This is a genomic window from Nonomuraea sp. NPDC050643, assembly GCF_040654715.1.
GTDB lineage: Bacteria > Actinomycetota > Actinomycetes > Streptosporangiales > Streptosporangiaceae > Nonomuraea.
The window spans coordinates 85,216-98,787 of sequence record NZ_JBFAIM010000009.1; the positions used below are offsets into that span (position 1 = coordinate 85,216).

The 13,572-nt window shown below is 73.0% G+C and carries 13 protein-coding genes; 7 read left to right on the forward strand and 6 right to left on the reverse strand.

From position 1 onward, the window contains the following. Positions 1-64: 64 nt before the first annotated feature. Together AB0I15_RS14005 and aceE are read right to left on the reverse strand one after the other, a co-directional pair. On the reverse strand, positions 65-1,153 hold the full coding sequence (locus AB0I15_RS14005) for a hypothetical protein (protein WP_358094549.1): 1,089 nt from the start codon (positions 1,151-1,153) through the stop codon (positions 65-67). A 107-nt stretch (positions 1,154-1,260) separates the two neighbouring features. After that, on the reverse strand, positions 1,261-3,720 hold the full coding sequence (aceE, locus tag AB0I15_RS14010; RefSeq protein WP_358094551.1) for a pyruvate dehydrogenase (acetyl-transferring), homodimeric type: 2,460 nt from the start codon (positions 3,718-3,720) through the stop codon (positions 1,261-1,263). Positions 3,721-3,775: 55 nt separating this feature from the next. On the opposite strand from aceE, the gene AB0I15_RS14015 reads away from it, so the two are divergent. From AB0I15_RS14015 to AB0I15_RS14040, 6 genes are all read left to right on the forward strand, one after another. Then, positions 3,776-4,402, forward strand: coding sequence for a GntR family transcriptional regulator (locus AB0I15_RS14015; RefSeq protein ID WP_358094553.1), 627 nt, complete (start codon positions 3,776-3,778; stop codon positions 4,400-4,402). A gap of 89 nt (positions 4,403-4,491) precedes the next feature. Continuing rightward, on the forward strand, positions 4,492-5,313 hold the full coding sequence (locus AB0I15_RS14020; protein ID WP_358094555.1) for an SGNH/GDSL hydrolase family protein: 822 nt from the start codon (positions 4,492-4,494) through the stop codon (positions 5,311-5,313). Further along, a complete protein-coding gene (locus tag AB0I15_RS14025) occupies positions 5,313-6,590 on the forward strand; it encodes an acyltransferase (RefSeq protein WP_358094557.1) in 1,278 nt (425 codons plus the stop codon). The genes AB0I15_RS14020 and AB0I15_RS14025 overlap by 1 nt, the downstream gene beginning before the upstream one ends. 35 nt (positions 6,591-6,625) lie before the next feature. After that, positions 6,626-7,153 carry a hypothetical protein gene (locus AB0I15_RS14030; protein WP_358094559.1) on the forward strand — a complete coding sequence of 176 codons (528 nt, stop codon included), beginning with the start codon at positions 6,626-6,628 and terminating at the stop codon, positions 7,151-7,153. Then, the gene (locus tag AB0I15_RS14035; protein ID WP_358094561.1) at positions 7,150-7,833 is read left to right on the forward strand and encodes a response regulator transcription factor; all 684 of its coding nucleotides are present in this window, start codon (positions 7,150-7,152) and stop codon (positions 7,831-7,833) included. The genes AB0I15_RS14030 and AB0I15_RS14035 overlap by 4 nt, the downstream gene beginning before the upstream one ends. Next, a complete protein-coding gene (locus tag AB0I15_RS14040) occupies positions 7,830-9,263 on the forward strand; it encodes a HAMP domain-containing sensor histidine kinase (RefSeq protein WP_358094563.1) in 1,434 nt (477 codons plus the stop codon). Before AB0I15_RS14035 ends, AB0I15_RS14040 begins: the two co-directional genes overlap by 4 nt. Before the next feature lie 30 nt (positions 9,264-9,293). Here the strand turns inward: AB0I15_RS14040 and AB0I15_RS14045 are convergent, their stop codons facing one another. The 3 genes from AB0I15_RS14045 to AB0I15_RS14055 form a co-directional block, all read right to left on the reverse strand. Further along, positions 9,294-9,821 carry a PadR family transcriptional regulator gene (locus tag AB0I15_RS14045; protein ID WP_358094564.1) on the reverse strand — a complete coding sequence of 176 codons (528 nt, stop codon included), beginning with the start codon at positions 9,819-9,821 and terminating at the stop codon, positions 9,294-9,296. A 284-nt stretch (positions 9,822-10,105) separates the two neighbouring features. Further along, entirely contained in the window at positions 10,106-11,077 is a 972-nt protein-coding gene (locus AB0I15_RS14050; protein WP_358094566.1) for a phosphotransferase, read from the reverse strand. Positions 11,078-11,171: 94 nt separating this feature from the next. Continuing rightward, entirely contained in the window at positions 11,172-11,624 is a 453-nt protein-coding gene (locus tag AB0I15_RS14055; protein WP_358094568.1) for a helix-turn-helix domain-containing protein, read from the reverse strand. Between the two features lie 91 nt (positions 11,625-11,715). Here AB0I15_RS14055 and AB0I15_RS14060 point away from each other — a divergent pair, with 91 nt between their 5' ends. Continuing rightward, positions 11,716-12,591 (forward strand): PPOX class F420-dependent oxidoreductase, encoded by an 876-nt coding sequence (locus tag AB0I15_RS14060; protein WP_358094569.1) that lies wholly within the window; start codon positions 11,716-11,718, stop codon positions 12,589-12,591. Positions 12,592-12,603: 12 nt separating this feature from the next. Here AB0I15_RS14060 and AB0I15_RS14065 read toward each other — a convergent pair whose 3' ends face one another. Continuing rightward, entirely contained in the window at positions 12,604-13,485 is an 882-nt protein-coding gene (locus tag AB0I15_RS14065) for a helix-turn-helix transcriptional regulator (protein ID WP_358094571.1), read from the reverse strand. Positions 13,486-13,572 lie beyond the last annotated feature (87 nt).

Here is a 13,572-nt window from a genome sequence, read left to right on the forward strand (position 1 = left end):
AGCCTCACCACACTTGGGCGAGCCGTCGCGGCCGGTCGCAACGGAGCGCCCGTGGCGGGGGAGGTCAGTCCGACAGGGGCCGCAGCTCGTCGGTGACCAGCTTGACCACCAGGTCGTCCAGGGCCAGCACCGCGTACTCCGATACGTGGTGCTCGGTCTCGTCGCCCGGCGAGACGCCGTCGGCGCCGTAGGTGAGGAAGGTGAAGCGGCCCATCGTGAGCTGGGCGAGCTGGCGGTAGATGTACTCGCCCTGGGCGTCGAGGCCCGACGAGGCGATCGGTTCGATCTTGATGCCGCGTTCGGCCGCCCGGCGGGCCTCGGTCAGGTGGTCGGGCCCGTCGTAGTCGAGGTGCGGCGGGGCGTCGGCGATGAGGAAGACCAGCTTGACGGCGTCCTCCCGCCAGGCCGGCTTGGCCAGCGCCTCGGCGAGCGCCGCGTTCAGGTCTTCGGGGGTGTCGCCGCCGCCGTCGGCCCGCACCTCGGCGAGCCGCCCGCGGAACGTTCCCACGTCGGCGGTGAAGTCGGAGGTCCTGGTGACGTACTCGTCGCCCTTGTCGCGGTAGAGCGTCATGCCGAGCTCCAGCTCGGGCACGGCCGGCAGCCTGGCGATGCGTGCGGCGACCGAGTCGACGCTGGCGGTCAGGCGGCCGATCTCGTCGCCCATCGAGCCGGTGGTGTCGATGAGGAACAGCACCTGCAGCATGGCCCGGCCCTCCGGCCTGGCGACGGGCAGCTCCACCTTGGGCGCGTCGCCGGTGGCGGTGGCGGTGGCTCCCTGGTACGAGACGGTGACGCGGTCGTCGCCGAAGACCATCGCGCGCCCGTCGGCGTAGGTGCGCGCCGTCTGGTCGCCGGCCCGCACGGTGGCGCCGAACAGCGGCCGGCCGCTCTTGTCGGTCACGGTCACGATCCTGCGGCTGCTGACGTCGGCGGTCCGCAACCGCTGGTCGCCGGTGGCGAACTCCTTCTGGTAGTCCAGGTAGGCGGTGAAGGCGGCGTTGTCGTCGACGCTGCCCGCGCGTAAGCCCGTTCGCCCTTGGTCCTCGGACATCATGGCGGGCGCGGCGGCGCCGCTCGTACCGGCTCCGCCGCAGGCGGTCAGGAGCAGGGCGGACAGCGGCAAGGCGGCGAGAAGTGCACGATGACGTGTCATGACCTTTCCGACGGAAGGATCGGTGCGGGCGTTCAAGCCCGGATCACACGGTGACCGTGCCGTGCCCGGCCCGTGATCTCCGGGCCGGGCGGCGACTCCTCCGTCGTTCAGCGCCGGGCGGTCTCCTCGACGCCCTTGAGCACCGCGTCCGCGATCGAGCGCGGGTCGACCCCGAAGTGCTCGCGTACGGACTCCCGGGTGCCCGACAGCCCGAACCCGTCGGTGCCGAGCGACGTCCACGGCTGGTCGATCCAGGGCCGGATCTGGTCGGGGACGGCCCGCATCCAGTCGCTGACCGCGATCACCGGGCCGTCGATCCCGGCCAGCGCCTGGCGGAGGTAGGGCACGCCGGTCGCGCTCATGGCGTCCCGGCGCAGCTCGCTCCACGACGTGACCGACCAGACGTCGACGCCGAGGCCGTACTCCTCCTGGAGCAGGCGCTGCGCGGCCAGGGCCCAGTGGATGGCGGTGCCGCTGGCGAGCAGGTGGGCCTGGCCGCCGCCGGGGGCGTAGCGGTAGATGCCCTTCAGGATGCCCTCCCGCACGCCGTCGGGCATGGCGGGCTGGGGCATCGGCTCGTTGTAGAGGGTCAGGTAGTAGAACACGTCCTCGCCGGCGGGCCCGTACATGCGCCGCAGGCCCTCTCCCACGATCACGCCCACCTCGTACGCGAAGGCGGGGTCATAGGCCAGGCACGCCGGGTTGGCGGAGGCGAGGAGCTGGGAGTGCCCGTCCGCGTGCTGCAGCCCCTCCCCCGTCATCGTGGTGCGGCCGGCCGTGGCGCCGATGAGGAAGCCGCGCCCGAGCTGGTCGGCCAGCGCCCACATCTGGTCGCCGGTGCGCTGCCAGCCGAACATCGAGTAGAAGATGTAGAACGGGATCATGGCCTCGCCGTGCGTGGCGTAGCTGGAGGCCGCGGCGTCGAACGAGGCCATCGAGCCGGCCTCGGTGATGCCCTCGAGCAGGATCTGCCCGTCCGTCGCCTCCTTGTACGACAGCAGCAGCTCCCGGTCCACGGCCTCGTACCGCTGGCCCAGGGGCGAGTAGATCTTCGCGGTGGGGAACAGCGACTCCATGCCGAACGTCCTGGCCTCGTCCGGCACGATCGGCACCCAGCGGCGGCCCGTCTCCGGCTCCTTCATGAGGTCCTTGACCAGGCGAACGAAGGCCATCGTGGTCGCCACCGGCTGCGTCGAGCCCTTCTCCAGCGCGCGGAACGGGCGCTCGCCCGGCTCGGGCAGCGGCTGGTGGACGGCGGTGCGGCGCGGCACGGGACCGCCCAGGGCGCGCCGCCGCTCGGCCACGTAGCGGGCCTCCGGCGAGTCGGGCCCGGGGTGCAGGTACGGCGGCAGGTCGCCGTCGAGCTCCCGGTCCGGCACGGGCAGGCCGAGCCGGTCGCGCAGGGTGCGGAACTCGTCCTGGGTGAGCTTCTTCATCTGGTGGTTGGCGTTGCGTGCCTCGATGCCGGCGCCGAGCGTCCAGCCCTTGACGGTCTGCACGAGGACGACGGTGGGCGCGCCGCGGTGGTCGACGGCCCTGCGGTAGGCGGCGTGCACCTTGCGGGGCTCGTGGCCGGCCCGCGAACCGCCGACGACGCGCCGCAGGTCCTCGTCCGAGTACGGCACGTCCAGCCCGTGGAACAGACGCTCCCTGATGTAGGCCCCGTCGGCGGTGGCGAACGTCTGGAACTGCCCGTCGGGCACCACATCCAGCCTGGCCACCAGCTCCTCCGATAGGAGCAGCTCGTCCCACTCCCGGCCCCACAACGCCTTCACCACGTGCCAGCCCGCGCCCCTGAAGACGCTTTCGAGCTCGGACACGATGCGGGTGTTGCCGCGTACGGGCCCGTCGAGCCGCTGGAGGTTGCAGTTGATCACGAACGTGAGGTTGTCGAGCCCTTCACGCGCGGCCAGGGTGAGGGCGGCCGTCGACTCCGGCTCGTCCATCTCGCCGTCGCCAAGGAAGGCCCACACGTGGCCGTGCGAGGTGTCCTTGATGCCGCGGTGGTGCAGGTAGCGGTTGAAGCGGGCCTGGTAGATCGCGTTGAGCGGGCCGAGGCCCATCGACACCGTGGGGAACTGCCAGAAGTCCGGCATGGCGCGCGGATGCGGATAGGACGGCAGGCCACCCTCGGGCTCGCGCCGGAACAGGTCGAGCTGCTCCCGGCTCAGCCGGCCCTCCAGGAAGGCGCGGGCGTAGATCCCCGGTGAGGCGTGGCCCTGGAAATAGACCTGGTCGTGCTCGCCGTGGAAGAAGTGGTTGAAGCCCACCTCGTAGAGCCAGGCGGCCGAGGCGTAGGTGGCCAGGTGACCGCCGAGGCCGAACCTGCTGCCTCTGGTGATCATCGCGGCGGCGTTCCACCGGTCGTAGGCCGCGATGCGTTCCTCCAGCTCCAGGTCACCGGGGTAGTCCGGCTCCTGCGAGGTCGGCACCGTGTTGACGTAGCGGCTGCTCGTGGCCAGCCTGCGCAGCAGGTAGTCGGCCCGTTCGGGACCGGCCGCCCGCCGGACCGCCTCCAGTGACTCGAGCCACTCGGCGGTCTCCTGCGGATCCAGGTCTTTCTCCATACCTCCATTAAACACCCTATGATCGATCATCCGATATTCGTACTACCATGGTGGGGTGAAACGTGTCACACGCTCCCCGCTGCGCGACCAGATCCGGCAGATCGTGCTCGACGGCCTCATCGACGGCCGCTGGGGGCCGGGTGACCGCCTGGTCGAGCGCGGTCTCGCCGCCGAGCTCGGCGTCAGCCAGGCCCCCGTGCGCGAGGCGCTGCGCGAGCTGGAAGCGCTGCGGCTGATCGAGTCCTCCCCCAACAAGGGCGCGCGGGTCCGCGAGCTCACCGAGACGGACCTGCGTGAGGTCTACGAGGTGCGCGCGGGCCTGGAGGAGACGGCCGTACGGCTCGGTCGGCCCCGCACGGAGGTGCTGCGCGCCCACCTCGCCCGCCTGCACGAGGCGGCCGGCGCCGATTCGCTGATCGACCAGGTGGGGCACAGCGTGGCCTTCCACCGCGAGATCGTCCAGGCGTCCGGCAACGACGTGCTGCTGTCGGTGTGGGAGTCCCTCGGCGTCGAGGTGTGGACGCACCTGTCGATCCGCCTGTTCCGGACGCGGGCCGTGGAGAACGCCGCCGACCACGGGCCCCTCGTGGAGGCGTTCGAACGCGACGACCCGTACGTGGGCAGGCTGCTGCGCGAGCACATCCTGGACTACGCCCCGGCCTCCGGCCGGAAGGGGAGCTGAGAGCCGGTTCGTGACGGCCCTTCCCCCATCGTGTGATGAAACGATGACAACGCGGGGGACCCGGGGATTCGGCTGATTGCCTGATGTCCATGCGATCGACGAACCTCTCTCCCGGCTCCCCGTCCCCCCGCACGCCCGCCGGCCGCCGGCGGGCCGTGGCGATCCTGGCCGTCGCGGCCGGCGTCACGCTCGCGGGCTGCGGCTCCGCGGGCGACGGCCAGAACGGGCCGGACAGGACGGCTCAGGGCGTCCGGCAGACCGGTGTCAGAGTGTTGTGGATGGGCGACTCCATCGCCGGCGCGCAGGCCCCGGCCCTGGAGGCGGCGCTGGAGGCCGTCGGTGTGACGTTCAGGAACGCCACGTCCGACGGCGGCGGCAACGTCGTCGCCGGGGGCCACGAGGTGACGACCATGGGGGCCAAGGACACCTGGAAGTCGCTGAAGGAGAACCTCGCCTCCTTCCGGCCGACGGTGATCGCCTACCAGCTCACCACCTACGACTGGGGCACCGCCGGCCAGCAGCTCTCGGCGTACCGGCGGCTCTCCCAGGCGGCCGAGGACGCCGGCGCCCGGCTCGTGCTGGTGTCCGCGCCGCCGTTCAAGCTCGACGCGTTCTTCAAGCCTTACGAGAGCGCGATCACCAGGGCGCCCGCGATGGCGGCCAAGGTCGCGAAGGGCCCTCACGCCCGCTTCCTGGACGCCTCCGAGCTGTGGGGCGGCGACTACACGGCGGCCAAAGCCCAGCGCGCCCGGGACGGCATCCACTCCTGTCAGCAGGGGTCGGCGGCCTTCGCCACCTGGTTCGCCAAGCGGCTCGGCGAGCTGGCCGGCTTCACCCCGGCCGCCCCCAGCGCGTGGGCCACGGGGCCGTGGACCGGCGATGAACGCTTCGTCAAACTCGGCTGCGGCTGATGATCGGCCACGACCCGGCACGAGCGGACCAGGCCAGGCACGCGTCACCCGGCCAGGGCGGGCACGTCTCGGCAGGCCAGGGCGGGCGTGTCTCGGCGTCTCGCCGCGCGCACGTCGGCGCGCTCGACGGGCTGCGCGGGCTCGCCGTCGTCGCGGTCCTGCTGTTCCACGCCGGGCATCTGCGCGGCGGGTTCCTGGGCGTCGACCTGTTCTTCGTCCTGTCCGGCTTTCTGATCACCGGCCTGCTGCTGGCGGAGCTCGGCGACCGCGGTCGTCTCGACCTGGTGGCCTTCTGGGGACGCCGGGCCCGCCGCCTCCTGCCCGCGCTGACCGTCATGGTCGCGGCGACGCTGCTGCTGGCCTGGGCGTCCGCCAGGCCGGACCTGCTGAGGTCCGCGCTCCAGGACGCGCCGTGGGTGGCCGCGCAGAGCGTGAACTGGCACTACATCGGCGAGCGGATCGGCTACTGGAACGCCGCCGGCACCCGCCTGTTCGCCCACCTGTGGAGCATCGGCGTCGAATGGCAGTTCTACCTGCTCTGGCCCCTGACGGTGGTCCTGGCCGGGAACGGGCCCGGCGGGCAGCGGCGGGTCGGGCTCGTCGCGGTGGCCGGCGCGGTCGTCTCGCTCGTGCTCATGATCAGACTCGGGGCGGCCGTGGACACCACCCGCGCCTACGAGGGCACCGACACCCGGGCCTTCTCGCTGCTCCTCGGCGCGGTCGCCGCCACGTCGCCGGTCCGCGACGCCGTGGGCCGCCTGCCGCGCGTGGCCATGGAGGCGATGTGCGGCCTGCTGCTGTGCGGGCTGGCCGTGTCGTGGCTGCTGACCGGCGGGGAGCAGGCGCCCGGCCTGTTCCAGGGCGGGATGTTCGCGCACTCCCTGGCCGGGGCGGCGCTGATCGCGCTGCTGGCCGCCATGCCGGACGGCCTGGCGGGCCGGGTGATCGGCAGCGCCGTACCGCGCCGGTTGGGCGAGCTGTCCTACAGTCTGTACCTGTGGCACTGGCCCATCTATCTGTTGCTGCCCCGGTCGCCGGCCGGGCTCGGCGGCGCGGGCTGGACGATCGTCGCGATCGGGCTGTCGCTGGTGGCCGCGGCGATCTCGAAGGTCGTCGTCGAGGATCCGGTACGCCTGCGCGCCCGCTGGACCACCGGGCGGCGCGGATGGGCGGCGCTGGCCGTCGCCGCGGTGACGACGGCGGGGCTGTGGGCGGCGATCCCGCGCCCGGAGCCCGGCGCCGGGACGGTCGATGTGAGCAGGCTCAGCCAGGTGTAGCCGGCGAGAACCTGCCGGGGAACGGGGGCGAACACATGCCGGGGGTGTTGTGCCGCGTGGCGGCCGTCCTGGTCGCGGCGGCGCTGGCGGGCTGCGGGATCACCGACACCGATCCGCTGCCCGCCGGCCGGCCGGTCCAGGGCGGCCTGACCGAGGACAGCGGCCGGTTGCTGCGGGTGTACTTCGTCACGGCCCAGGGCACCTGGCCGGTGTCCCGGCCCGCCCCGGCCGGAGACCGGCTGCAGCGTGCCATGGACGCGCTGCTGACCGGCCCCACGGCGGACGAGCGGGCCCGGGGGCTGGTCACGCGGCTGCCCGCGGCGGCCGAGCCGATCCGGGCCAGGTCGGCCGGCGACCGGGTGGAGCTGCGGGTGCCGTGGCTGGTACGCGACCTGCCGCCGGTGGCGGTGAGCCAGATGGTGTGCACGGCCGCCGCGGCCACGGACTCCGGTGGCGATCCCGTCGTGGAGGTGTTCGAGCCCGGCATGGGAAGCGAACCGTGGCCGGTCAGGTGCGATGCGAGCGGGTCGGCCGTGCCGGCCCGTCAGGGGGGCTCCTCGTGACCCGGGTGCTGCTGATCGAGGACGACCCCGCCGTGCGCCGGGGCGTGAGCCTGGGCCTGCGCCACCGGGGCCACGAGACCGTGCTGGTCGCGACCGGCGAGGACGGGCTGGCCGAACTCGTCGCGAGCGCGCCCGAGGTCGTGCTGCTCGACCTGATGCTGCCCGGCATGAGCGGCCTGGAGACCTGCCGGCGCATCCGCGCGTTCAGCCAGGTGCCCATCGTGATCCTGTCGGCGCGCGACGATGACGTGGACGTCGTCGTCGGTCTGGAGGCCGGCGCCGACGACTATGTGATCAAACCTGCCAGCAGCGAGGTCATCGAGGCCCGCATCCGGGCGGTGCTGCGCCGTACCACGCCGTCCGGCTCCTCGGGCCAGGCCCGCACGACGCACGGCGACCTGCTCGTGGACCGGGTCGCCCTGCGCGTGCTCAAGCACGGCACGCAGCTCGCGCTCGCGCCGACGGAGCTGAAGCTGCTGTTGTTCCTGACCGCCGCGCCCGAGCAGACCTTCAGCCGCCAGCAGCTCCTGGAGCAGGTGTGGGAGCACACCTTCCACGGCGACTACCGGCTGGTCGACGCGTGCGTGATGCGGCTGCGGGCCAAGGTCGAGGACGATCCCCGCAACCCCCGTTACGTGCAGACCGTGCGCGGCTTCGGATACCGGTTCGGGCCGCTGTGATCCGCCTGCCCCTCCCCCGCGGCCTGCGGGCCCAGCTCGTCCTGGTGTTCCTCCTGGTCGCCACGCTCGGCGCGCTGACGGCCGCCACGTTCACCTTCCGGCAGGGCCGTACCGCGATCGTGGCGCGCGCGCAGGCCGACGCCCTCCAGGAGTTGCGCGCCCACCTCACCTCCCGGGCGCCCGACCTGCCCGCCGACCTCGACGAGGCGGATCTGCGTACGCTGGCGCTGCAACTGGACCGGGCGGCGGGCACGCGCGGCTGGCGTACCGCCCTGTCCTATCGCGGCGGCCCGCTCGTCGCCGCCGGGGCGCAGGCGCCGCCGCTGCCCGCTCACCTGCGCGACCGCGCGGCCTCGGCGACCACCGCGCTGGCCCAGCGCTTCCAGCACGCCCAGACGCCCTGGCTGGCCGTGGCCCTTCCCGTCACCGCCGCCGCGCGCCCGCACGACCCGCCGCCGCTGGTCGTCTACGCCTCCTTCTCGCTGGCGTCCCAGCAGCAGGACGTGGACACCCTCGCGGCCGCCGCCCGCGCCGGGGCCCTGCCCGTCGTGCTGGCCTCCATCATCCCCGCGCTGCTGGCCGCGCGCCGACTGCTGCGGCCGGTCCGGCGGCTGCGGGCGGCCGCCGAGCAGGTGGCGGGCGGCAGCCTGGACACCCGGGTGAACGTCACCGGCGACGACGAGCTCGCCGACCTCGGCCGTACCTTCAACACCATGGCGGCCACGCTCCAGGCCGACGCGGCCACGCTGCGCGCCATGGAGGCGCGGGCTCGCCGGTTCGCCGCCGACGTCTCCCACGAGTTGCGCACGCCGCTGGCGGCCATGAGCGCCGTGACCGAGGTCCTCGACGCCGACGCCGGCTCCGGCCGCCTCGCCCCGCTCACCGCCGAGGCGCTGCGACTGGTCAGCGACGAGACACGCAAGCTCACCCGCCTGGTCGAGGACCTGATCGAGGTGTCGCGCTTCGACGCCGGCGCCGCCGTACTGAACCTCGACGAGGTCGACCTGGGCGAGCTCATCGCCAAGACGCTCGCGCTGCGGCACTGGCACGGGCGGGTCCGCACCGACGTCCCCCAGGGCCTGCGCGCCCGCCTCGACCCGCGCCGCGTCGACGTCATCCTGGCGAACCTCGTCGGCAACGCGCTGCGGCACGGCGGCACGGCGGCGCCGGTGCTCATCCGGGTTCAGGCCGGCGCCGGCCAGATCACCGTCACGGTCTCCGACGACGGGCCCGGCATCCCCGCCGACCTGCTGCCCCACGTCTTCGACCGCTTCACCAAGGCCGACACCGCCCGCACCCGCACCGAGGGCAGCGGCCTGGGCCTGGCCATCGCCATGGAGAACGCGCGCCTGCACGGCGGCACCCTCACCGCCGCCAACGCCCCCGGCGGCGGAGCCGTCCTGACCCTCACCCTGCCCCGGAAACGCTGACGAGAGGGGTTGTACGAAGACCGCCGATGGTCAGCCGGCGTCGAGCAGGCGCTGGAGGTCGGCGAGGAGTTGGGCGTCGGCGGCCAGGTGTGCCTCGGCGTTGTCGAACAAGGCGTCGGCCAGCGGTGACAGGCCTGCTTTGGCCTCGCGTCCGGCGGCCAGGACCGTGCGTCTGGCCGCCAGTTCCCGGGCGGAGGCGGCGACCAGGTCACGTGCCTCGCCCGACTCCAGCAGCGCGTGCCAGCGCAGAGCGAGGGCGAAGTCGGAGCGGGTGGTGTGGGGCGGCGCGGCCAGGGCCTTGCGCAGCAGGTCGTGCAGGGTGCGGCGACCCTCGGCGGTGATGGCGTAGACGCGCCTGAGCCGGTCGCCCGTGCGCTCCTCCGCATGCGTCTCCGCCAGCCCTTCGCTCTCCAGCTTCGCCAGCGCGTGGTAGACCGAGCCGGGTTTCACGTCGGTCCACTGCTCCAGAGCCCCGGCGGTCACGAGCTGGTTGATCTCGTAGCCGTGTCGTGGCCCCTCACTGAGCAGGCCCAGGACGAGCAGCCGGGTCGACGACACGTAACACCTCCGCTGGATGGTCAAGCTTGACCATATCAGTGGCGCCATGCTCTGATAGTCAAAGTGGAGTATTCAAATTGGAGCATCGATGATTCTCTTACGACACCGGATGCACGCGCTGGTCGGCGCGTACGCGAGGCTGGGCAGGTTCAGCGGGGCGGGTGGAGCTGACCTTCCACCCGAGCGGGCAGGCCACGCTGCTCTGGGCGGGGCGCGACGTCACCGCCGAGCGCGCGGATCCCGGGCAACCCGCCGACGGGTCGTGACCTGGGGCTTCGGGAGGGTCAGGTCTGCTGGTCGCCGGCGAGGCGGTGCCGGATGAGCGCGACCGCCTTGCCGAAGAACAGGTGCTCGGGCGGGCGGGTGAGGAAGTCCGCGAGCGCGTACAGGTCGGCGGCCTGGCTGATCTCGCGCCAGTTCCGCGGCAGATGGCCTCCGGCCCCGACGTATCCGGCGGTGAAGCCGCCGGCGAAGGCCGGTGGCAGTTCGGAGCGGAAGCGCAACATGTTCCCGATGTCGAACAGCGGGGACCCGCTGAAGGCGAACTCCCAGTCCAGGACGGCGGTGACGATCCAGCTTCCGCCGTGCCGCGCGGCGAGCAGGTTCTTGGGGTTGAAGTCGGAGTGGACCAGCCGGCGCGCTCCGTGGACGGCGCGGAGGGCGGGTGCCGCCTCGGCCGCGTGCCGGCGCAGGGCGTCCTGTTCGGCGGCAGAGAGCGCGTGGTGGGCGTTTCCGGTGCGCAGGCAGCGGTCGACGAAGGCGGGCAGGTCGGCGGCGGGTTCCGTGCCTTCGGGCCCGGGGAGCAGGTCGGCGCCGTCGAAGAAGCCCGGTCGCGGGAAGGTGACCGTGCCGATCGCGGCGAGGACGGCTCCGACCGCGTGGCCGAGCGCCTCGGCGTCTCCGGGCCCGAGTCCGGGCAGGAGCGTGCTGACCAGGTCGCCGGGCACGTACCGGGAGACCATGACGGGCCGGCCCGCCGCCGAGCCGTCGGGGTCGGCGGCGATCACGTCGGCGACCGGCACGATGCCGGCGAGGCGTCCGGCCAGGGCGGCTTCGACGGCGCAGGTGTTGTGGCCGAGGTAGCGGCGCAGCACGTAGCGGTCGCCGGTGCAGGAGACGAGCAGGATGTTGGCGTTGCGGTATCCCCCGGCGAGCGCTTCGGCGTGCTGGATCTCCAGGCCGGGGAGGGCGTCTCGGGACAGCCATCTGCGGATGGGCTCGTCGATGAGTTCGCCATTGCCCGGGTGGATGGTCAAAGCGGCTCCAAACCGATGATCGACGCTGGTCGCGGCGGCTGATCTCCGCAGCGTAGGGCATCCGGCCCCGGCGGAGCCCCGGGCCCCGCCTCGCTCACACGGCCGCGCCGGGGCCCGGCAGCACGTCGACGTCGCCCGCGTGCATGGGCTCGCCGCAGTGGGCGCAGCGCAGTTCGCCGCCGCTGATCCGACCGCACGCGTGATGGCGGTAGAGCACCGGCGGGCCGGCCTCGCCCGCGAGCCACTTGTCCCCCCAGCCGGCCATGACCATGAGCAGGTCGACGAGTTCGGTGCCCTTCTCCGTCAGGACGTATTCATGACGCGGTCGCCGGTCGTAGGGCCGGCGCTCGAGCACCCCGTGCTCGACGAGGTGGTTCAGCCGCTCGGTCAGGACCTTGCGCGAGATGCCGAGGTCTGCCTGGATCTGCTCGAACCGGGTGAACCCGACCCACACGTCACGCAGGATCAGCGGCGACCAGGGCTCACCGATGACGTCGAGCGTGCGCGCGATCGAGCACGCCATGTCGCTGAAGTTCGTGCGCTGCATGGAATCAGTCTACCCATCGGGGTTCCCTCAGGGAACTCCGAATGCTACGGTCATGGAGTCTCTTCAAGGAACTTCGGAGAGGATCGCGGAGATGAGCAAGGTCATCAGCGCCCACGCGGTGTCGGTCGACGGATACATCACCGGTCGCGATCCCGGCGCCGGTCGCGGGCTCGGCGACGGGGGAACGCTGCTCGACTGGTACTTCGACGGAGACACGCCCGGCAAGGTGTTCGACGGGTTCCGGCTCAGCGAGCCCAGCTCCCGGGTCTTCGACGCCCTGGCCGGGCACGTGGGCGCGGTGGTGGCGGGGCGCAACACCTACGAGGACTCCGACCGCTTCGGCGGCGGCAGCCCCCACCCGACGGCCCGCCTGTTCGTCCTCAGCCATCGGCCGGCGCCGGAGATGACCGAGCGGCAGACCCTCGTCACCACCGGCATCGAGGACGCGATCGCGGCGGCGCGCGAGGCCGCCGGTGACGGGCGTCGCCCACCTGCGCTACGAGGTCGAGCGGGAGAGCCGCTCGTGACGGCCCGCACCGAACCACGGCACGTACCCACCGGCACGACACCCGACCAGGAGACGACCATGACGCTCACCCCCGACGTACGCCGCGTACTCGACGGCGCCTCCATCGCCCACCTCGCCAGCGTCCTGCCCGACGGCGCGCCCCACTCCGTCCCCGTCTGGATCGGCACGCACGGCGACCATGTCGTGATCCTGACCGGCCCGGACTCCCGCAAGGCCCGCAACCTGCGGCGCGACCCGCGGATCGCGCTCTCCCTGACACCGGCCGACAACCCTTTCCAGCCGGTCGTCATCCGCGGCAGGGTCGTCGAGTGGATCGAGGGCGAGGCCGCGTGGGAGATCGTCGACCGGATCGCGGCGAAGTACATCGGCGGCCCCTACACCCGCGCCGAGGAGCGGGTCGTGGCGCTCATCGAGCCCGACCGGCAGATCATGGGCTGAGACGGTGCCCGTCTACCGGCGTGCGAGCGAGCCGTCCGTGGCGGGCGGCGGGGCGGCGGCCAGGGCGAGCCGCAGCCTGTCCTCGTCCGCGCTGCCGGGCGCCGGAGTCATGATCACGATCTTGTGGTCGGAGTCGCCGCCGGTCAGGACGTCGCAGTCCACCGTGACCGGCCCCACCGAGGGGTGCTCGATCCTCTTGTGGTCTTCACGATGGGCGGCCACCGTGCCCTTCGCCCAGAGTTCGGCGAACCGTTCGTTGCCCGCGCCCAGGTCGTGGATCAGCTCCGCCAGGCGCGCGTCGTGCGGGAAGCGGCCGGTGGCGCGGCGCAGGTCGGACACCACGGCGACGTCGGTGGCGTCCCTGTCCAGCTCGGTCACCGGCCACAGCGCCAGGCGGGCGGGACCCCCGTCCACCGGGAACCTGTCACGGGCGAAATTGCGCAGCTCCGGCGGCGACGACGCCGGATCGCCCAGCAGCGCCGCCCAACCGCGGTTCCACCAGATCAGCCGCCAGTCCGCCGCGAACACGGCGACCGCGACATCGCCGAGCCGGGTGAGCACCCGGTGGACGCCGGGCGGGATGCGGTCGGAGATCGCGTCGTCGCCCGGTGGTACGAGATGGGCCAGCCGGTAGAGATGATCCCGTTCGGCGACGGTCAACTGCAGGGCCCGCGCGATGGACGCGACCACCTGCGCCGAGGGCGTCGTGGCCCGTCCCTGCTCCAGGCGCACGACGTAGTCGACCGACATGCCGGCGAGCTCGGCGAGCTCCTCCCGGCGCAGCCCGGCGGCGCGGCGGGCCCGGCCCACCGGCAGCGCGGCGGCCGACGGGGGCAGCCGATTCCGCCACGTACGGATCATCGCGCCGAGCCCGGCCTCCGGTGTCGCGGTCATGACACCCATCCTCGCGCATCCGCGCACGTCGATGGTGGTACCGCCCTTCCTACCGTTGAGCCGTCCCTGGCCGGACGGCGCAGGCGG

Excerpts from the sequence above, each read along its gene's own strand:
- AB0I15_RS14005 (WP_358094549.1), bottom strand. The coding sequence starts at position 1,153 with ATGACACGTCATCGTGCACTTCTCGCCGCCTTGCCGCTGTCCGCCCTG.
- AB0I15_RS14025 (WP_358094557.1), top strand. The coding sequence starts at position 5,313 with ATGATCGGCCACGACCCGGCACGAGCGGACCAGGCCAGGCACGCGTCA.
- AB0I15_RS14065 (WP_358094571.1), bottom strand. The coding sequence starts at position 13,485 with ATGACCGCGACACCGGAGGCCGGGCTCGGCGCGATGATCCGTACGTGG.
- AB0I15_RS14020 (WP_358094555.1), top strand. The coding sequence starts at position 4,492 with ATGCGATCGACGAACCTCTCTCCCGGCTCCCCGTCCCCCCGCACGCCC.
- AB0I15_RS14060 (WP_358094569.1), top strand. The coding sequence starts at position 11,716 with ATGAGCAAGGTCATCAGCGCCCACGCGGTGTCGGTCGACGGATACATC.
- AB0I15_RS14055 (WP_358094568.1), bottom strand. The coding sequence starts at position 11,624 with ATGCAGCGCACGAACTTCAGCGACATGGCGTGCTCGATCGCGCGCACG.
- aceE (WP_358094551.1), bottom strand. The coding sequence starts at position 3,720 with ATGGAGAAAGACCTGGATCCGCAGGAGACCGCCGAGTGGCTCGAGTCA.
- AB0I15_RS14030 (WP_358094559.1), top strand. The coding sequence starts at position 6,626 with ATGCCGGGGGTGTTGTGCCGCGTGGCGGCCGTCCTGGTCGCGGCGGCG.